The sequence below is a fragment of the Burkholderiales bacterium genome (genome assembly GCA_036262035.1).
GTDB lineage: Bacteria > Pseudomonadota > Gammaproteobacteria > Burkholderiales > SG8-41 > JAQGMV01.
On sequence record DATAJS010000023.1, the window covers coordinates 1 to 17,952 of the forward strand.

Below are 17,952 nucleotides of genomic sequence, written 5' to 3' on the forward strand. Positions count from 1 at the left end.
ACTTCTCGCCCGGCAGGCCGTCGTTCAGCGTGACCACGCGGCGGCGGTTCACGCCCCAGGGAATCTCGTGCTCCTGCTTGCACGCGGTGACGCAGCCGTTGCACTCGATGCAGCGCTCGGCGTCGCACAGGAATTTCATTCTGGCCATTCTGGTTTCCTCCTAGCCGATTACGCCTTCTGGACCTGACAGAGCGTGACCTTGGTTTCCTGCATCATCGTCACGATGTCGTAGCCGTAGGTCATCGCGGTGTTGACCGCTTCGCCGCGCACGATCGGCGCCGATCCCTCGGGGTAATACGGCAGCAGATCCTTGCCTTCCATCCACCCGGCGAAGTGGAACGGCATGAAGACCGTTCCGGGTCCGACGCGCTCGGTCACCTGCGTCTTGACTTTGAGCCGCGCCTTGCTCGGCGTCTCGAGCCACACGTACTCGTTGTTGCGCACGCCCCGGTCGTTGGCGTCCTTCGGGTTGATCTCGACGAAGGCTTCCTGCTGCAGCTCGGCGAGCCACGGGTTGGAGCGCGTCTCGTCGCCGCCGCCTTCGTACTCGACCAGCCTCCCGCTGGTGAGGATGAGCGGATACTGCTGCACGGCGTTCTTGTTCGCGTCCTGCACCGTCTTGAAGAGCACCGGCATGCGCCAGCGCACCTTCTGGTCGGCGTGGGTCGGATACTTCTCGATGAGGTCCGGACGCGGGCTGAACAGCGGCTCGCGGTGCAGCGGAACGCCGTCGGGGAAGTTCCACACCACCGCTCGGGCCTTGGCGTTGCCCCAGGGATGGCAGCCGTGATTCTTCATCACGACGCGCTGGATGCCGCCGGACAGATCGGTCTTCCAGTTCTTGCCTTCGGCGAGCTTCTGCTCTTCGGGCGTGAGCTCGTCCCACCAGCCGAGCTTTTTCATGAGCACGTGATCGAACTCGGGATAGCCGGTCGTGATGTCCGCGCCCTGCGAGTGCGAGCCGTCCTCGGCGAGCAGGTTCACGCCGTCGCGCTCGACGCCGAAGTTCGCGCGGAAGTTGCCGCCGCCGTCCATGATGTGCCGGCTGGTCTGATACAGGTTCGGCGAGCCCGGGTGCTTGAGCTCCGGCGTGCCGTAGCACGGCCACGGCAGGCCGTAGTAATCGCCGTCGAGCACGTAGCCGGTCTTGGCGTCCTTGCCGCCTTTGGCTTTCAGCGTCTTCACGTCGAAGACGTGCTGGTTGCGCATGTGCGCCTGCAGGCGTTCCGGCGATTGCCCCGTGTAGCCGATCGTCCACATGCCGCGGTTGACTTCGCGCAGCGTGTCTTCCATCGACGGCTCGTCCATGCCGCCCTTGCCCTTCTGCAGCTTGATGTTCCCGACGAACTGCTTGTCGAAGCCGAACTTCTGCGCGAGCTGATACATGATCATGTGATCGGTGCGCGCTTCGAACAACGGGTCGATCACCTTCTCGCGCCACTGCAGCGAGCGGTTGGACGCGGTCACCGAGCCTTCGCACTCGAGCTGGGTCGCCGCGGGCAGGAGATACATGTTCTCCTTGCGCACCAGCGCGCCCATTGCGGCAGTCGCCGACGGATACGGATCGATGACGACGAGAAGGTCGAGCTTCTTCATCGCCTCGAGCATCTCCTTGCCGCGGTTCTGCGAGTTGGGCGCGTGGCCCCAGTACACCACCGCGCGCACGTTCGGGTCCTGGTCGAGGACCTCGTTCTTCTCCAGCACCGCGTCGATCCAGCGCGAGACGGTGATGCCGGGCTTCTCCATCATCGTCTGGTTCTGGAACTGCGCTTTCAGCCACTCGTAATCGACGCCCCAGACCGCCGCGAAATGCTTCCACGAGCCCGTCGCGACGCCGTAGTAGCCGGGCAGCGAGTCGGGGTTCGGGCCGATGTCGGTCGCGCCCTGCACGTTGTCGTGGCCGCGATAGATGTTGCAGCCGCCGCCGGCCACGCCGATGTTGCCCAGCGCGAGCTGCACGATGCACGAAGCGCGCACGATCGCATTGCCGTTGGTGTGCTGCGTCTGGCCCATCGCCCACACGAGCGAGCTCGGCCTGTTCTTCGAGAATGTCTCGGCGATGTCGAGCATCCCGGCCGCCGGGATACCCGTGACGCGCTCGGTTTCCTCGGGCGTCCACTTCGCGGCTTCCACGCGCACCTTGTCCATGCCGTAGACGCGCGTGCGGATGTATTCCTTGTCTTCCCAGCCGTTCTTGAAAATGATGTGCAGCAGGCCCATCAGGAACGCGACGTCGGTTCCCGAACGGATGCGGTAGTACTTGTCGGCCTTGGCCGCGGTGCGCGTGAAGCGCGGATCGACGACGATCACCTTCGCGCCTGTCTCTTTCGCGTGCAGGGTGTGCAGCATCGAGACGGGGTGCGCTTCGGAAGCGTTCGACCCGAAGAACATGATGCACTTCGAGTTCTGCTCGTCGTTGTACGAGTTGGTCATCGCGCCGTAGCCCCAGGTGTTCGCGACGCCGGCGACCGTGGTCGAGTGACAGATGCGCGCCTGGTGGTCCATGTTGTTCGTGCCGAACATCGACACGAACTTGCGCAGAAGGTACGACTGCTCGTTGTTGTGCTTCGACGAGCCGATCCAGAAGGTGGCGTCGGGTCCGGACTCTTTCTTGATCGCTGCGAGCTTTTGCGAGACTTCGTTCAGCGCGACGTCCCACGAGATACGCTGCCACTTGCCGTCCACGAGCTTCATCGGATACTTCAGCCGATGCGAGTCGTGGGTCATGCCGTGCTCGCGGATCGAAGCGCCCTTCGCGCAGTGCGCGCCGAGGTTGATCGGCGAGTCGAACACCGGTTCCTGCCGCACCCAGACGCCGTTCTGCACGACCGCGTCGACCGAGCAGCCGACCGAGCAGTGCGTGCACACCGTGCGCTTGGTCTGGACCTGCGTGGCGGGCTGCTGATCGGCGGCCGGCGCTTCGGACACGATCGAGAACGGCAACTGGCTCGCCACCGCACCGGCGCCCAGCGTGATGCCCGAGCTCTTCAGGAAGCTGCGGCGATCGACCGTGCGACCCAGGAGGCTCGTGACCGGACGTACAAGGCGGCTCCTCGCCGCGGAAACTCCCGTCGACTTGCGCGTGAGCATGGAACCTCCTAGATACGGGCGGTGCGGTAGTAGTTCTGGACGTGCTCGGTGACCTGGTAGCCCTTGTCCTTGGGCTGGTCGGCGGCGCCGGCGCTCGATTGTTCGACGGGTTGTTTACCGATGACGGCCGCGGCGGTTGCTGCGGTGCCCGCCGTAGCCGCGAGCAGGAAGTTGCGGCGCGAGAGCTTTGTTCGAGTGGGCTTCATGACTCCTCCTCTGTTTGCTCCAACATAGTGCGCAATCTACCCTTGACCTATGTCGGAAGCAACATATTCCTATGTCCTGAGGAATACACAGGTTGCGCTCGGCTTTTATTCCTGCGCGCGAAGTTGGCGCGTCACTGCGCCGCGTGGAGGTCGAACGCTTCTTTTTCTATCGTGAGGAAGGTGCGGGCGACCCCTGCGACGGCTTTGTAGAACGCGGTCTGGGCGCGCGCTTCTATTGCATCGCAGAAAGTCCCCACTCCCGTGTAGACGAAATCGTTGAAGAACGCGTGCTGCTCCTCGAGCGGACGCTCGCGCTCGATCAGCCAGCGCATCACGTCGCAGACCGCGGAGACGTGGTCTTCGATCTCGAATACCGCGTCGCGCCGGGCAAGGCCCCACGCGATGAGGTGCTCGCGCAGCGCGACGAGATAACGGTCGGGCGCGTGCGGATCGGCGTAGCCCGACGTATACGGCGTCACCAGCGCCTTGCCCGCGCCGGTGAAGAGGTCGTCGTATTCCTGGCGCAGCGCATCCGGCTCGGCGCTCGCGCACGCGTCCTTGAGGGTCTTCATCGCCTTGCTGTAGGGCGTCTCGTCGGCCTCGATTTCCCACGTGACGAGCTCCAGCGATTCGCCGTCGGCCAGCTCGAGCTTCGGGCTCCCGCCGATCACCGCGAGGAGCTCGGCATCGACCGGCGCGTAGAACAGCCGGGACACGAGCGCATAACAGTCGGCGCGCGCCTTGTCTTCCTCGCTGAGCGGCCTGTCCATCTCTTCCACGATCATTCCTTCGCACCCGCTGAGGGATATTCGAAAATGCTGGCCGAGCCCTGCGTCGCCATCATGTCCAGCACGCGGCAATCCGCGCACATCTGAAGCCGCCGCAGCGCCTCGGGCGTGGCGAACATCGCGTGGCCGGTGAGCCGCGCGAGCATACCGTCGATCATCCGCCGCGTGCCGAACGGTTTGCCGCAGCGCACGCAGTCGAACGGCTCGGCCTCGTTCAGCACGCGCGCGTTCTTCGCCTCGGCGCCGAGCAGAAGGCGCGGCACGAGGGTAATCGCATCCTCGGGGCAGGTCTTGGCGCAGAGGCCGCACTGCACGCAGTTGCGCTCGACGAACCTCAGCTGCGGCGTCTCCTTCGAATCGACCAAGGCGTTGGCGGGACACGCGCCCACGCACGCCATGCACAGCGTGCACGACTGCCGATTCACTTCGAGAGCGCCGAACGGCGCCCCGGCTTTGAGCTCGATCGCCGCCGGGGCCGCGGGCGCATGGCGCGCGAGGTGGTCGATCACCGCGTCGAGCGTGCGCCGCTTCTCGTTCGTCAGGTTGAAGGTGGCGGGCTCGAAAGCGCTCGCGCGCGGCCGCGACCACACGTCGGCGTCGAGCGCCTTGACGTCTTCGGCGGTGACGAGGCGCGCGCGCTCGCCCGCGTAGCCGAGAGCGCCGACGACGGTGTTGCACAGCGCGATCTCGCGCTGCAGCGCTGCGGGATATTCCGGCGCTTCGCTGCCGGCGAAAAGCACTGCGACCTCACCGGCCCCCAGCGCGAGCGCGCCCAGCAGGATATCCGGTCCGATCGAAACGGCGTGATGCACTTCCAGCGGGATGACGTGCGCCGGCAATCCGCGGCCCCGCGCGCCGAGCCGGTGGACCAGCGTCCGGCCGTCGGTCGCGTTATGAAAGAGCAGCGTCGCATCCCGACCGCCCGCAGCGCGGTACACGCGCAGCACCGTGCGCAGGCGCTCGCCGATGTCGGCGGCTTTCGGATACGCGTAAGTCATCGCGCCGGTCGGACACACGCTCGCGCACGCGCCGCAGCCCATGCACAGATGCGTATCGACGACCACCCGGTTGTTCGCGGTGTCCGCGGTGATCGCCGCGGTCGAGCACACGTCGACGCACTTCGTGCAGCCGACGATCTCCGAGCGGCTGTGCGCGCAGATCTTCTCGTTGTACGCGAAGTACTTCGGCTTCTCGAACTCACCGACGAGCTTGGCGAGCGCGGCCGCGGCGAGCGACTGCTCCAGCGGATCGGCGCCGGGCGCGAGATAGCCCTGCGGCGGCTGGCTCATCTTCATCAGCGGCTCGCGCGAAAGATCCAGCACGAGGTCGAAGCGGTCCTCGCGCTCGGTCGCCGCGCGGTCGAAATCGATCGCGCCGGCGATGCCGCAGGCGGCGACGCACTTGCGGTGGCTCTTGCACCGATCGAGATCGACTTGCAGCGTCGCGTCGATCGCCCCCTCCGGGCAGACCCGGGCGCAGGCGCCGCAGCGCGTGCACACGTCGAGATCGATGGGGTTTGCCTGCCGCCACGTGACGTCGAACGCGCCGAGGTGGCCGGTGAGCGTAACAAAGCTGCCCGAATAGACCGGATAGCGGCGCTCCAGCGGAAGCTCGGCGTCGGCGGCGCTTTCGGTCAGCAGCACCGTGACCGCAAGCTCGGACGCGAGGCGCTCGGCCCAGTCGAGCGCGGCCGCCGCCGGACCGATGATGAGAAGCTGACCCGCGGACGTGTACTGCACCACCGGCACCGGCTCGGGCGCCGGGAGGTCGGCAAGCGCGAGCAGCGCGGCGATCTTCGCCGCGGCCTCACCGCCTTCGGCCGACCAGCCCGCGTTCTCGCGGATGTTGACGAAGCGGATGTCGCCCTTCGCCTGCAGCTCGTGATGCAGCTCGCTGAAGAGCGGCGCCTCCTGAGTGCACGCGACGAGCGTATCGTCGCCGGTCTTCACCGCGGTCTCGAAGCGTCCGACCTGCCGGCGGCACAGCTCGCTCGCGACCTGCGGCACGACTTTGACGTCGAGCGCGGAAGCGACCGCCTTGGCATCGATGGAGAACGTGCGGTTGCAGTTGCAGAGGAGGAGATTGCAGCGGGGCTGGCTCATGGCTGGCGGATTCTAGGCTGATCGGCGGCGCTCGCTGCCGCTATGGACCGAAGCGCGGGCCGACCCGGCTCGCGCGCGGCTTCTCAATCGGGTTTGGCAACGGCTTGCGGCGCCGGGTCGGGAACGGCCGCCACGGTGTCGCTCGGCGCGGCGGTGATGGCGGCGGGCGCATCCGGCGCGCAGGCCTCGGGTTCGGCGACGGCTTCGCTACGCTCTTCTTCGCGCTCGTCATCGTGCCCTTCCGCCCAGCGCAGGATGCGCTGCGCCTGCTTCAATCCGGCAAGCATCGCAGGCGGTATCGGCTCGCTGACCGAGTAATCGTCGATGTAGACGTCGAGACCGTCCATCACGTTGAAGTGCGGATCGCTGAAGAGCTTGCGCAGCGCGCTGCGGCGCAGGTCTTCGTCGACTTTGGGGTGGAAAAACCCGCGGAAATCGGAGTCGATCGTCAGCGATTCGACCGGCGGCAGCTCCGGCGGCACTTCTTCCGCAGTGACGGCGGAGGCAGGCGCCGCTACGTCCGACGGCGGCTCGGGCTCGGCCGTGCGCGCCTCGGTCTTCATCCGCGACCACCGGCCCAGGAACCCCTCGCCCTCCCGCCGTTCACTCATCACTCAACGCTCAACATTCAAGACTTCACACCTGCCCCATCCTGCCGCGGTCCTTGCTGCTTGCATAGCGCTTTTTCTTCGGCGGCTCGGGCTCGTAATGTTTTTCGACGAACGCCGCGATCCACGGCAGCAGCTCCGGCGGGATGGCCACGCCGTCGACCTGCTCGCCGCTGTCGGCCCAGCGCGCGCCTTCGCCGTAGCTGACGGTGATGCGCTGGGGCTGTGCGACCTCCTCGATCCAGCGCCAGAGCACGAAAACCTTGGGCTCGGGCGAGGTGAGATTGAGGTAGTAACCTTCGGCCTCGTCGCGCATGAGCACGAGTCGATAGCCGGGATACAGCGTCTGGGTGCAGCGATCGTTCTGCACGATGACGCGCGTCGTACTCTGCGCCGGGTCGGGATCGCGCAGCACGCCGATGACCTCCCAGCGCTCGCTCGCCCAGCGGTTCTCGAGCGCGGTGCGCTCCATGATGACCGCGAGCGGAGGCGATCGGTGGTCGTCGGCTTCGTTCTCCATGATTGTGGATTGTGCGCCAGCGACGCGGCACATTCAACCGAAAACGCGGTCCAAATCACTGATTTCTAAGTGGTCATTCCTTGCGCAGGCTGCTGCGCGGCTGCGATAATCGGGCCTTCATGACTTCTTCCACACTCGCGGCGCCGACGGGCGTCCTGCGCGACGCGCTGGGGCGGCCGCTGCGCGACCTGCGCATCTCGGTCACCGACCGCTGCAACTTCCGCTGCGTCTACTGCATGCCGAAGGAGGTGTTCGGCAAGGACTACGCGTTCCTCGAGCGCAAGGCCCTGCTCTCGTTCGAAGAGATCACGCGCCTGGCGCGCATCTTCCAGCGCCTCGGCATCGAGAAGATCCGCCTGACCGGCGGCGAGCCGCTCGTGCGCCGCAATCTCGAGCAGCTCATCGGCATGCTCGCTGAGCTCGGCCTCGACCTCACGCTGACCACCAACGGCTCGACGCTCGCGAAGAAAGCGCCGGCGTTGAAAGCCGCCGGTCTGCAGCGCGTGACCGTGAGCCTCGATGCGCTCGACGATGCGATATTCAAACGCATGAACGACGTCGACTTTCCGGTCGCGCGCGTGATCGAAGGCATCGACGCGGCGGCGGCCGCAGGGCTTGCGCCGGTCAAGGTCAACATGGTGGTGAAGCGCGGCATGAACGAGCACGAGATCCTGCCGATGGCGCGCTTCTTCAGGGAGCGCGGCCACATCCTGCGCTTCATCGAATACATGGACGTCGGCGCGACCAACGGCTGGCGGCTCGACGACGTCGTCACCGCGCGCGAGATCGTCTCGACGATAGCCGCCGAGATGCCGCTCGAGCCCGCCGACGCCAACTACACCGGCGAAGTCGCCGAGCGCTGGCGTTACAAGGACGGCTCGGGCGAGATCGGCGTCATCGCTTCGGTCACCCAGGCTTTCTGCCGCGACTGCACGCGCGCGCGCATCTCGACCGAGGGCAAGCTCTACACGTGCCTTTTCGCGACCGAAGGCACCGATCTGCGCACGCTGTTGCGCGAAGGCGCCGGCGACGAAGACATCGAGCAGAAGATACGTGCGGTATGGACCCGACGCGCCGACCGTTATTCCGAGATCCGCACGTCGCAGACGGTGCCGCTCAAGAAAATCGAAATGTCGTATATCGGAGGCTGAGGGGAAAAAGGAGACAGGAGAGAGAAGAAAAGCTTCGCATGACTCCTCTCCTATCTCCTATCTCCTCTCTCTTCTCTCCTCTCTCCTCTCTCCAAGCAGATGAAACCCAAGCTTTCCCACGCCTCCCGCCCCCTCACTTTCGAAGTCGACGCCCTCAACGAACGCGGCGAATTGCTGCCGACCTCGATCGCCGGCGAGCATCCCCTGACACTGTACGTCGACAAGCGCGAGATCGTGACCCTGATGACGCTCGGCCAGGCGCCCGAAGCGCTCGCGCTCGGTTATCTGCGCAACCAGCGGCTCGCGCGCTCGATCGATGAGATCGCCGAAGTGCAGGTCGACTGGGAGACCGACGCGGTCGCGGTCACCACGCGCGCGGGGCTCGGCGATCTCGACGCGAAGATGGGCAAGCGCACGGTCACGACCGGCTGCGGCCAGGGCACGGTGTTCGGCAGCCTCATGGATGAGGTCGACACGATCCGGCTGCGCAGCGACGTCACGCTCGAAGAGGAGACGCTGTACGAGCTCCTCGATGCGGTGCGCCGGCACGAGACGATCTACAAGAGCGCGGGCGCGGTGCACGGCTGCGCGCTGGCGTCAGGCGGAGACATCCTGTACTTCGTCGAGGACGTCGGCCGCCACAACGCGGTCGATGCCATCGCCGGCCAGTTGTGGCTGGACGGCGTCGACGGCTCGGACAAGATCTTCTACACCACCGGGCGGCTCACCTCCGAGATGGTCATCAAGACCGCGCAGATGGGCATACCGTTCCTGGTGTCGCGCTCGGGGCTCACGCAGATGGGTCACGCGATCGCAAAGCGCGTGGGCATCACGATGATCGGACGCGCGGTGAACAAGCACTACCTGCTGTTCACCGGCCGCGAGCGGTTCGTGAAGACCGTGACGCCGACGATGCTCGCCTAGCCGCGCGACAGCGATCTCGGCGCGAAGCCGAAGGCGAGGCACAGCAGGGCGAGCGCGAAGCCGCTCCACATCACCCGCCTGCCGAGCGACACCGAAGGTGCGAGCGCGATAGCGGCGGGCAGCCGCACGACGACCGACCAGCCCAGCCCCGGATAGCTCTGAAAGCCGCGGGTGCGGCTGTAACCCGCCACGAAGCGTCCCGCATCCGGCCAGCGCTCCACCGTCGCGACGCTGCCGTCGCCATCGCCGCCGCGCACGCGCAACAGGCCGCCGACCGTCCCTTTCGGACCAAGAACGACCGTGCCGTCGCCGGCGGCGATGAAAACCTGCACGCCCTCGAGGCCCGCGGCGTGCCTCGCGAGCACCGCGCGGTGTACACCGTCGGCCCACGACCAGAGCAGGTGCGCGCCGAGTATGCCGGCGATATTGCCCGCTGGATCGTGATACGGAAAAGCGATGTCGACGAAGCGCAGCGGCTCGCCGTCCGGGTTCGGAAGCCTGGAGGCGAGCAGCACGGCCTCGTGAACGTCGCCCACGTAGCGCTCCTGCAGCGCGTTGGCGAACCACGGCCGCTGCGAGACATCCGCGCCCACGAGCAGTCCCTGTGCCGCCGCGATCACCTTCCCCTGCCGGTCGGTGGCGCCTATCCACGCGTAGGCCGGGTGCGTGCGCTGCATCTGGTCGAGCAGGCGCTGCTTCTCCTCGACCGGTATCGCCGGATCGCCAAGGGTGGGTTTGGTCGAGAGGAGCTGGAATTCGCGATACAACGCGAACATCCCGCGATCGAGCTTCACCGCGACCTGTTGCGCGAGCGTGGTCAGGGTGATCGAGCTGCGCTCGCGTGCCCGGTCGGCCGACACGGACTCGGCGACTCGCGACGCGACGAGCGTGACCGCCACGACGGTGAGAGCGATCCATACACCGGCGCGACTCTGCCGGCGGCGGGGCAGTAAAGTTCGAAAAGGCATCGTTGGCTGGGGAATCGCGCCACGCGCGCCGAGGACCGGCTTCCCGCGCTGCAAGGCGCAGGTCGAGCGATGGGTCGGGCGTTAAAATGGGTTCCTTGTTGCGTCGGTGCGGTTTGACGAAATGCGAAATTAGACCGCAGCCGGCCCCGCCGCGATCCATTAAGAAACACCGCTTCATCCGCCATAGCGCCTTTCGCAGCCATGCCCACCTCCCCGAACAACCGCAACCTGTCGAGATTCCCCCACGCGCGTGGCGTGACCGGCGTCGTCCTCGCCGGAGGCCTGGGCCGGCGCATGGGCGGCGTCGACAAAGGCCTGCAGCCGCTGCGCGGCAGGCCGATGGTCCAATGGGTGGTCGAGCGCTTCGCGCCGCAGGTCGAGGAGCTCCTCGTCAACGCGAACCAGAACGCAGAAACCTACGGGCGTTTCGGCGCGCGCGTGGTGCCGGACGAGATCGGCGGTTTCGCGGGGCCCCTCGCGGGGCTGCACCGCGGCCTGACCGAGGCGCGCTTCGATCTCGTCGCGACGGTACCTTGCGACTCGCCGTTCCTGCCCGAAGACCTGGTATCGCGGCTGCGATCGGCGCTCGAAGCACAAGGCGCCGAGCTCGCGGTGGCGAAGACCGGCGACCAGCCGCACCCGGTCTTCTGCCTGTGCCGCAAGAGCGTGCTCGCCGGCCTCACCGCCTTCCTCGCCTCCGGCGGCCGCAAGATCGACGCGTGGTACTCGGCGCTGAAGGTGACTGAGGTCACGTTCGATGATGAGGCCGAGGCGTTCAGCAATATCAATACGCGGGAGGAGTTGAACGGGTTCGAGGGGAAGTGACGGATGATGCGGTGACGGATAAGGCGGTGACGGGTGATGCGGTGACGAAATCTCCCGGGGTGAGGCGCGTCACCGTTCTATCCGTCACTGTTTCATCCGTCACCTTTTCTCGTCACGCTTTCGCACCAGCCTCACCACCGTCAGCTCCGGCGTCGTCCCGAACCTCACGGGCGGTCCCCACGTCCCGGTGCCCGCGCTTACGTAGACCCACATGCGGCCCTCGCGCGAGAGGCCGGCGACGTGCGGCGCGTGGACGAGGCGCACGGCGAGCGTCCACGGAAAGAACTGTCCGCCGTGGGTGTGGCCGGAGAGCTGCAGATCGAAGCCGGCGTGCGCGCCGAGCTTTGCGAGCTTGGGATTGTGCGCGAGCAGCACGCGAAAGTCGGCGCCGTCGGCACCGCGCGCCGCGAGCTGCGCATCGGGCGATAACGCGGGATTGGACAGGCGTATCGCCGGATCGACGACGCCGCCGATCCATACCGTCGCCCGCCCTTTCGTCAACGCCTCGCCCGCGTTCAGCAGCACGCGCATGCCCATCGCGCGAAATCGCCCGCACCACTGCGCGGCGCCCGAATAGCAGTCGTGGTTGCCGAGGATGAAAAACGCCGGCGCTTCGAGCTCCGCGAGCTTTGCCACATGCGGCTCGAGCGCTTCGACGCTGCCGTCGACGATGTCGCCGGTGAGCGCGACCATGTCCGCGTCCACCGAATTGGCGAGCGCCACCACGCGCCTCACGTAGCCCTTGCGTATCGTCAGGCCGACGTGCAGGTCGCTCACCTGGACGATCCGGAAGCCGTCGAGATCGGGATGCAAGCCTTCGACCGGCACGTCGACCGTCGTGAGGCGCGGTCCGCGCAGCGCGGTGAGCGCGCCGATGAAGAGCGCGAGCACCGACGCCGCGTACACGAGCGGCGTGCCGTGCGCCCGGACGAAAGCGTGCGCCTCCGCGGCCTGCACGAGCGCCGTCCCGGCGAGCAGCGCGTCGCGCAGAAGCGTGGCGACGACGAGGAACGACAGCCACGCCATCGAGAGATAGCTCGCGACGTGGACCATCGCGTCGAAGCGGCCTTGCTCGTCGCGATCGCGGCGCCAGTAGTACATCGGCACGATCCACACCAGGAAGAAAGGCACCGCGAGCGCGAGGCGGTCGAGCACGTCCGAGCCCAGGCGCGATGCCACGTAGGCGTAGCCGGCGCCGAGGATCGCGGTGACGATGAGGGTGAAGCGCGACATGGGCCCCTGAAACCACGGTCTGACCCCGATGAAACCGGGGTCAGACCCTTGCAACCCTCTCGGCCGCGTGCACCGCGCCGATGAGGCCGAGGTGCTCGTTCATGACGACGTGCACCGGGATCGTGGCCATCAGCGGTCCGAAGCGCCCTTTCGCGTTGAACGCCGCGACGAAGGTGCCGTCGCGCAGCTTGGCCGCGATCTTGGGCGCGATGCCGCCGGCGATGTAGACGCCGCCGTGCGCCAGCGCGAGCAGCGCGACGTTTCCCGCGAAGCCGCCGTATGCAGAGACGAAGATGTGCAGCGCCTGCGCGGCGAGCGGATCGCGCCCCGACATCGCGAATTCGGTGACCGCACGCGAAGGATTGCCGGTCACCATCGCCTGCGCGAGCTCCGCGCACGGCGCGCGGCCGGTGTGCTGCGCGAGAAAAGTGAGTATCCGCGGCAGGCCCGGTCCCGAAACGATGCGCTCGCACGACACCCGCACGAACTCCTTGCGCAGAAAGCGCAGCAGTGCGTCCTGCAGCTCGTCGACCGGCGCGAAGTCGGCGTGGCCGCCTTCGGACGCGTGAACCTCGTAATGGTCGCCGTCGTGATCGAGGATGCACACGCCCAGGCCCGTGCCGGCGCCGACCACGACGCGATCGGCGCGTGCGACCGGCGTCCCCGCCTGCAGCGTCATGAGATCGTTCTCGGGCAGGTGCTCGATGCCGAGACCCGCCGCCGCGAAATCGTTGATGACGCGCACCTTGCCGATCGGCAGATGCGCCTCGAGCTCCGCCTGGTCGATCTGCCAGGCGAGATTGGTGAGCCGCGCCCTGCCCTCCTCGACCGGCCCGGCGACCGCGAAACACGCGCCGCGCACGCGATCGGCGAGCGGCTGCACGTCCGGCTCGCGCAGGAACGCCTCGACCGCGAGCGCGAAAGTCGCGTGCGCACCGCTGCGATAGTTGTGGCGCGCGACGAACGTGCAGGCGCCGCGCTGGTCGCAGGCGGCGAGCGCGAGCTTGGTGTTGGTGCCGCCGACGTCCGCGGCGATGACGTAACCGGGTGTGGCGCTCATGCGTTGCGCGGGCGTATCAGGCCGACGTGAGCTCGACGGGCTGCCCCGTCGGCCCGTGGAGGATGGCTTCCGGCGCGGCGATGAAATAACCCTGGGCGAAATCGATGCCGAGGTTGCTGATCTTCTCGAGCGTGTCGGCGTCCTCGACCTCCTCCGCGACGGTCTCCATGCCGAGGATGTGCCCGATGCGGTTGATCGCGTCGATGATCGCGAAATCCATCTCGTCGGTCGCCATGTCCTTGACGAACATCCCGGCGATCTTCAGCACGTCGACCGGCAGATACTTGAGGTACGCGAACGAGGACATGCCGGTCCCGAAATCGTCGAGCGCGAAGCGGCAGCCCATGCCTTTCAGCTCCGTCATCAGCTCGGCCGCGGCATTGAGATTGGAGATCGCGGTCGTCTCGGTGATCTCGAAGCACAGCAGTCCCGCCGGAAGCTGATAGCGCCGCAGCAGCGTGTGCAGGAAATCGGGCAGGCTCTTGTCGTTGATGCTGGCGCCCGAGAGGTTCACCGAGTAATAGCCGCGCTGGCTCGCGTCGCGCGGGATCGCACCCGCCGCCCACTGATTGTGCAGGTACTCGATGAGCGAGCTGATCACCCAGCGCTCGATCGACGTGAGCAGGTTGTAGCGCTCGGCCGCCGGCATGAAACCGGTCGGCGGAATGAGGTTGCCCGAGCGGTCGATCATGCGCACCAGCACTTCGTAATTGGGCTCGGTCTGCGGCCCCGGCGCGAGCGAGACGATGCGCTGCCGGTACAGCCTGAAGCGTCCCATCTCGAACGCCTGGTTGATCTGCGAGACGACCTGCAGCTCGCCGTGCTTGCCGGTCGCCTCGCCTTCGTCGGGACGGTAGACCTGGACGCGGTCGCGCCCGCGATTCTTGGCCTCGTAGCAGCACGCGTCGGCGAGGCTCAGCACCCGGTTGAGGTCGCCGGTCTCCGCAGTCAGCGGCACCAGCCCGATCGATACGCCCACCGTGAAAGTCTTGTCCTCCGAAACGAAGCGGAACTCGCGCACCGTCTCGCGCATGGCGTTGGCGATGCGCACCGCCTGGTCGTAGGGACACGATTCGAGCAGCGCGGCGAACTCGTCCCCCCCCAGGCGCGCGAGCGTGTCGCTGCCGCGCATGCGCGCGAGCATGACCGAGGTGAGCTGGCGCAGCAGCTCGTCGCCCGCGCTGTGGCCGCAGGTGTCGTTCACCGCCTTGAAGTTGTCGAGGTCCATGAACATCAGCGCGTGCTCGCGGCCCTGCGTGCGCGCGGTGTCGATGAGCTCGGCAAGGCGCCGCTCGAACTCGCGCCGGTTCACCAGCCCGGTCAGCGCGTCGTGGCTCGCCTGCCACAGGAGCTGCTGCGCCATCGCGCGGATCTGGCTGATGTCGTGGAACACGACGATCATGCCGAGCACGCGCCCTTCGCGGTTGCGTATCGGGGCGTGCGAATAGCGGATCGGGCATTCGCGGCCGTTGCGGTCGATGAGCCGCACCGAAACCGCCGCGCCGTGGTCGTTCTCGTCGACGGGCACCCCGTTGACCGACGACAGCGCTTCGAGGCCCTTGCCGGTGCGCTCGTCGATGACGCGGTAGATGTCGGCGAGCGCCTTGCCGCGCGCGTCCTTCGTCGTCCAGCCGGTGTACTGCTCGGCGACCGGGTTGAGGTACTCGACCTTGCCGCCCGCGTCGGTGGTGATGACGCCGTCGCCGATCGAATGCAGCGTCACCTGCGCGAGCTCCTTTTCGAGCTGGAGCGCGTACTCGGTGCGCTTCACCTGGCGCGTGACCAGCGTCGCGACGAGCGTCGCGCCGACCAGCACGAGCCCGCCGATCGCCGCGATCAGCGTCAGCGCGTAGCGCGTCGAATCGCGCGCTTCGGCGACCGTGGCCATCGTCGCCTCGCGCGTCTTGTCGAGGAGCAGGTACATCGATTCCTGGAACGCGTAATGCGTGCCGATGCCGCGCTCGTACAGGATGCGCCGCGCCGAGGTCGTATCGCCCGCCAGGACGAGCTCGACGACTTCGTCGCGTACGTCCTGCGTGCGGCGCGACGCGTCGAGCAGGTTCTGCAACGCCGCCCGCTCGTCGCGCGACAGCGGCATCGCCGAGAGCTGCCCGGTGACCGCGTCGAACTCGCGTCCGAGCTCGACGTAGCGCCCGGACGAGCGCGCGCGCGCGTCCGGAGGCTGCTCGTTGAAGAGCTGCACCATGAGTTGCCCGCGCTCGCGCGCGACGTTGAGCATGACCGAGACGAGCCTGGTCTTGGCGTCCTGCTCTTCGATGACGTCGTGCAAGCGGCGGTTGACCTGCTCGGTGCGCGCGAGTCCGAGCACCGAGATGCCCAGCAGGAGCGCGAGCAGGAGGCTGAAGCCGGCGAGCAGCGTATAGCGGGAGGAGAACGACCAGCTCATGCCCTCGCCCGCGCTCGATCGTAGGCGCGCGCGCCCCTGCGCGCGAGCGGGTCCTGCCGGTAGAACAGCGCGAGCTGCTCGTAGACGTGCGCGTAGGCGCGCCGCACCACCTGGGGGCACTCGAAGAACGCTTCGCTCATCACCGCGAAGAACTCCGCGGGTGTCTCCGCGGCGTACTCGTCGAGCTCGATGTCGTCGCCGCCGTCGACGCGCCCGCAGAAATCCTGGTAGGCGTCGCCGAACGCCTGCGACCAGCGCTCGCGCGACATGTCGGCGTGCAGCGGCGGAAAGCCGTTGGCCTCCCCGTTGAGCATGTCCAGCTTGTGTGCGAACTCGTGTATCACGACGTTATAGGCCGCTCCCCGTCCGGCTTCTTCGGCGTCGGCCCACGAGAGTATCACCGGGCCGCGCTCCCACGACTCGCCGGTCATCGGCTCCTGGACGCTGTGCGCGACGCCGGCTTCATCCACGTATTCGTATTCTGCGACGAACTCGTCGGGATATACGATGATCTCGACCCAGCCGCGATACGACGAGAGGCCGAGATTCAGGACGAGTATGCACGCCTGCACCGCGATCGCCAGCCGCACCGCGTCGTCGAGCACCATGCCGCCCGCGCCGTGTATCTGCTTTTCGTGCAGGAACAGCTTGACGAGCTCGCAGAGGCGCGTCCGCTCGGCTTCGTCGAGCGCGCGGGTGAACGGGTAGCGCTCCAGCGTTGCGCGCCAGACCGCGGGATCGAGGCTCGCCTGATCGAGTATTCGCCTGCGCCGCCAGCGGCTGAACCAACCCAAGCGCTCAGCCCTTGCCCTCGTCGCGCAGCTCGACGACGCGCAGCGCGGGAGGCTCCGCCGCCCCGAGGTCCACGCTTTCGATCTGCGCGAAGCGCTGCGAGATCTTGGCGCTCGTCACCTGCACCTTCTCCACGTCCTCGTGGGCCTGGCGGATGTGGCGCGCGAGATCGCGCATGCGCTCGTCGAACCGGCTGAACTCGATGGCGAGCCGCGCGAGCGATTCCTTGATGACGTGCACCTGCCGGCGCGTCTCGACGTCCTTCAACACCGCGCGTGCGGTGTTGAGCACCGCCATCAGCGTCGTCGGCGACACGATCCACACCCGCCGCGCCATGGCGAAGTCGACGATCTCGGCGTGGTGCGCGTGGATCTCGGCGAAGACCGCCTCCGCGGGAACGAACATCACGGCGCCGTCGGACGTCTCGCCGGCGATGATGTATTTGCTGCTGATCGCCTCGACATGGCGCTTCAGGTCCTGCCTGAAGAGCCGCTGCGCGCCCGCGCGCTCAATCTCGGTCGCCTCGGGCGCGAACATGCGGTGGTAATTCTCGAGCGGGAACTTGGAATCGACCGCGACCTTGCCGGTGGGCGGCGGCAGCTCGAGGACGCAATCGGCGCGGGTGCCGTTGGACAGCGTGCACTGCATCCGGAAAGCGCTGGAGGGCAGCACGTTGCGCACCAGCCCTTCGAGCTGCACCTCGCCGAACGCACCGCGGGCGCGCTTGTCGCCGAGCAGCTCCTGCAGGCTCACCACGCTCCCGGTGAGGCTTTCGATCTTCTTCTGCGCTTCGTCGATGGTCGCGAGCCGCGCCATGACATTTGCGAACGTCTCGTTGGTTTTTTTGAAGCCTTCGTCGAGGCGCTCGTCGACCTTGCCCGAGATCTCCGACAGCCGCTTGTCGATGCGCGCGTCCAGCGCCTGCGTGGTGTCGGCGAGCCGCGCGACCATCGCTTCGCGGTAGTCGCGCATGTTCTCGGTGAGCGCGAGCTTCATCGCGTGCAGCGTGTCGCGCGTCTCGCGCAGCGAATCAAACACGCTCGTGCGCAGGCGCTCTCCCGATTCGGCGACGCGGCTGCCCAGCCTGTCGCCGTGCTGCGCGAGCCCGTTCGAAAGATCGACCAGCATGCCGCGATGCTTCTCCTCGAGCGCGTCGTTCAGGCGCGCCGACAGCGCCCGCATCTCACGCGCCTGCGCGGCGCTGCGCGCGAGCACGATGCCCAGCATCGCGACCGCGACGGCGACCAGCGCGAGCAGAATGACCTCGACCATGAGTCA

Annotated in this window: 16 protein-coding genes; 3 read left to right on the plus strand and 13 right to left on the minus strand. The window is 67.1% G+C overall.

Going from position 1 to position 17,952, the window contains the following annotated elements; genetic code table 11:
• From VHP37_23850 to VHP37_23880, 7 genes are all read right to left on the minus strand, one after another.
• Nucleotides 1-148 (minus strand): formate dehydrogenase (locus VHP37_23850; GenBank protein HEX2829402.1); only part of this gene is annotated, 148 nt, incomplete at its 3' end.
• 20 nt (nt 149-168) lie between these two features.
• Nucleotides 169-3,090: a formate dehydrogenase subunit alpha gene (locus VHP37_23855; protein HEX2829403.1), complete on the minus strand. Its 2,922-nt coding sequence runs from the start codon at nt 3,088-3,090 to the stop codon at nt 169-171.
• Between the two features lie 8 nt (nt 3,091-3,098).
• On the minus strand, nt 3,099-3,296 hold the full coding sequence (locus tag VHP37_23860; protein ID HEX2829404.1) for a formate dehydrogenase: 198 nt from the start codon (nt 3,294-3,296) through the stop codon (nt 3,099-3,101).
• Between the two features lie 131 nt (nt 3,297-3,427).
• Nucleotides 3,428-4,066, minus strand: coding sequence for a molecular chaperone TorD family protein (locus tag VHP37_23865; protein HEX2829405.1), 639 nt, complete (start codon nt 4,064-4,066; stop codon nt 3,428-3,430).
• Nucleotides 4,067-4,077: 11 nt separating this feature from the next.
• A complete protein-coding gene (locus VHP37_23870) occupies nt 4,078-6,186 on the minus strand; it encodes a 4Fe-4S binding protein (GenBank protein ID HEX2829406.1) in 2,109 nt (702 codons plus the stop codon).
• Nucleotides 6,187-6,269: 83 nt separating this feature from the next.
• Nucleotides 6,270-6,797: a DUF3306 domain-containing protein gene (locus VHP37_23875; protein HEX2829407.1), complete on the minus strand. Its 528-nt coding sequence runs from the start codon at nt 6,795-6,797 to the stop codon at nt 6,270-6,272.
• Between the two features lie 25 nt (nt 6,798-6,822).
• On the minus strand, nt 6,823-7,314 hold the full coding sequence (locus VHP37_23880; GenBank protein HEX2829408.1) for a DUF3305 domain-containing protein: 492 nt from the start codon (nt 7,312-7,314) through the stop codon (nt 6,823-6,825).
• Nucleotides 7,315-7,433: 119 nt separating this feature from the next.
• Here VHP37_23880 and moaA point away from each other — a divergent pair, with 119 nt between their 5' ends.
• Both moaA and VHP37_23890 read left to right on the plus strand, forming a co-directional pair.
• A complete protein-coding gene (gene moaA, locus VHP37_23885) occupies nt 7,434-8,465 on the plus strand; it encodes a GTP 3',8-cyclase MoaA (protein ID HEX2829409.1) in 1,032 nt (343 codons plus the stop codon).
• Between the two features lie 99 nt (nt 8,466-8,564).
• Entirely contained in the window at nt 8,565-9,389 is an 825-nt protein-coding gene (locus VHP37_23890; GenBank protein HEX2829410.1) for a formate dehydrogenase accessory sulfurtransferase FdhD, read from the plus strand.
• Here VHP37_23890 and VHP37_23895 read toward each other — a convergent pair.
• Nucleotides 9,386-10,288, minus strand: coding sequence for a cache domain-containing protein (locus VHP37_23895; GenBank protein HEX2829411.1), 903 nt, complete (start codon nt 10,286-10,288; stop codon nt 9,386-9,388). The two genes, VHP37_23890 and VHP37_23895, sit on opposite strands and share 4 nt — an antisense overlap.
• A gap of 270 nt (nt 10,289-10,558) precedes the next feature.
• On the opposite strand from VHP37_23895, the gene mobA reads away from it, so the two are divergent.
• Nucleotides 10,559-11,182 carry a molybdenum cofactor guanylyltransferase MobA gene (gene mobA / locus VHP37_23900; GenBank protein ID HEX2829412.1) on the plus strand — a complete coding sequence of 208 codons (624 nt, stop codon included), beginning with the start codon at nt 10,559-10,561 and terminating at the stop codon, nt 11,180-11,182.
• A 99-nt stretch (nt 11,183-11,281) separates the two neighbouring features.
• On the opposite strand, the gene VHP37_23905 is transcribed toward mobA, so the two are convergent.
• From VHP37_23905 to rmuC, 5 genes are read right to left on the minus strand one after another with little or no spacing between them, the layout of a single operon-like run.
• Nucleotides 11,282-12,415, minus strand: coding sequence for a metallophosphoesterase (locus VHP37_23905; protein ID HEX2829413.1), 1,134 nt, complete (start codon nt 12,413-12,415; stop codon nt 11,282-11,284).
• A gap of 40 nt (nt 12,416-12,455) precedes the next feature.
• Nucleotides 12,456-13,475 carry a glucokinase gene (glk, locus tag VHP37_23910; protein ID HEX2829414.1) on the minus strand — a complete coding sequence of 340 codons (1,020 nt, stop codon included), beginning with the start codon at nt 13,473-13,475 and terminating at the stop codon, nt 12,456-12,458.
• Between the two features lie 16 nt (nt 13,476-13,491).
• Entirely contained in the window at nt 13,492-15,882 is a 2,391-nt protein-coding gene (locus tag VHP37_23915) for an EAL domain-containing protein (GenBank protein HEX2829415.1), read from the minus strand.
• Nucleotides 15,879-16,676 carry a M90 family metallopeptidase gene (locus VHP37_23920; protein HEX2829416.1) on the minus strand — a complete coding sequence of 266 codons (798 nt, stop codon included), beginning with the start codon at nt 16,674-16,676 and terminating at the stop codon, nt 15,879-15,881. The genes VHP37_23915 and VHP37_23920 overlap by 4 nt, the downstream gene beginning before the upstream one ends.
• A gap of 4 nt (nt 16,677-16,680) precedes the next feature.
• Nucleotides 16,681-17,946 (minus strand): DNA recombination protein RmuC, encoded by a 1,266-nt coding sequence (gene rmuC / locus VHP37_23925; GenBank protein HEX2829417.1) that lies wholly within the window; start codon nt 17,944-17,946, stop codon nt 16,681-16,683.
• Nucleotides 17,947-17,952: the final 6 nt, after the last annotated feature.

Coding starts and splice junctions, on each gene's coding strand:
- VHP37_23855 (HEX2829403.1), bottom strand. CDS start 3,090: ATGCTCACGCGCAAGTCGACGGGAGTTTCCGCGGCGAGGAGCCGCCTT.
- VHP37_23860 (HEX2829404.1), bottom strand. CDS start 3,296: ATGAAGCCCACTCGAACAAAGCTCTCGCGCCGCAACTTCCTGCTCGCG.
- VHP37_23865 (HEX2829405.1), bottom strand. CDS start 4,066: ATGGACAGGCCGCTCAGCGAGGAAGACAAGGCGCGCGCCGACTGTTAT.
- VHP37_23870 (HEX2829406.1), bottom strand. CDS start 6,186: ATGAGCCAGCCCCGCTGCAATCTCCTCCTCTGCAACTGCAACCGCACG.
- VHP37_23875 (HEX2829407.1), bottom strand. CDS start 6,797: ATGAGTGAACGGCGGGAGGGCGAGGGGTTCCTGGGCCGGTGGTCGCGG.
- VHP37_23880 (HEX2829408.1), bottom strand. CDS start 7,314: ATGGAGAACGAAGCCGACGACCACCGATCGCCTCCGCTCGCGGTCATC.
- moaA (HEX2829409.1), top strand. CDS start 7,434: ATGACTTCTTCCACACTCGCGGCGCCGACGGGCGTCCTGCGCGACGCG.
- VHP37_23890 (HEX2829410.1), top strand. CDS start 8,565: ATGAAACCCAAGCTTTCCCACGCCTCCCGCCCCCTCACTTTCGAAGTC.
- mobA (HEX2829412.1), top strand. CDS start 10,559: ATGCCCACCTCCCCGAACAACCGCAACCTGTCGAGATTCCCCCACGCG.
- VHP37_23905 (HEX2829413.1), bottom strand. CDS start 12,415: ATGTCGCGCTTCACCCTCATCGTCACCGCGATCCTCGGCGCCGGCTAC.
- glk (HEX2829414.1), bottom strand. CDS start 13,475: ATGAGCGCCACACCCGGTTACGTCATCGCCGCGGACGTCGGCGGCACC.
- VHP37_23915 (HEX2829415.1), bottom strand. CDS start 15,882: ATGAGCTGGTCGTTCTCCTCCCGCTATACGCTGCTCGCCGGCTTCAGC.
- rmuC (HEX2829417.1), bottom strand. CDS start 17,946: ATGGTCGAGGTCATTCTGCTCGCGCTGGTCGCCGTCGCGGTCGCGATG.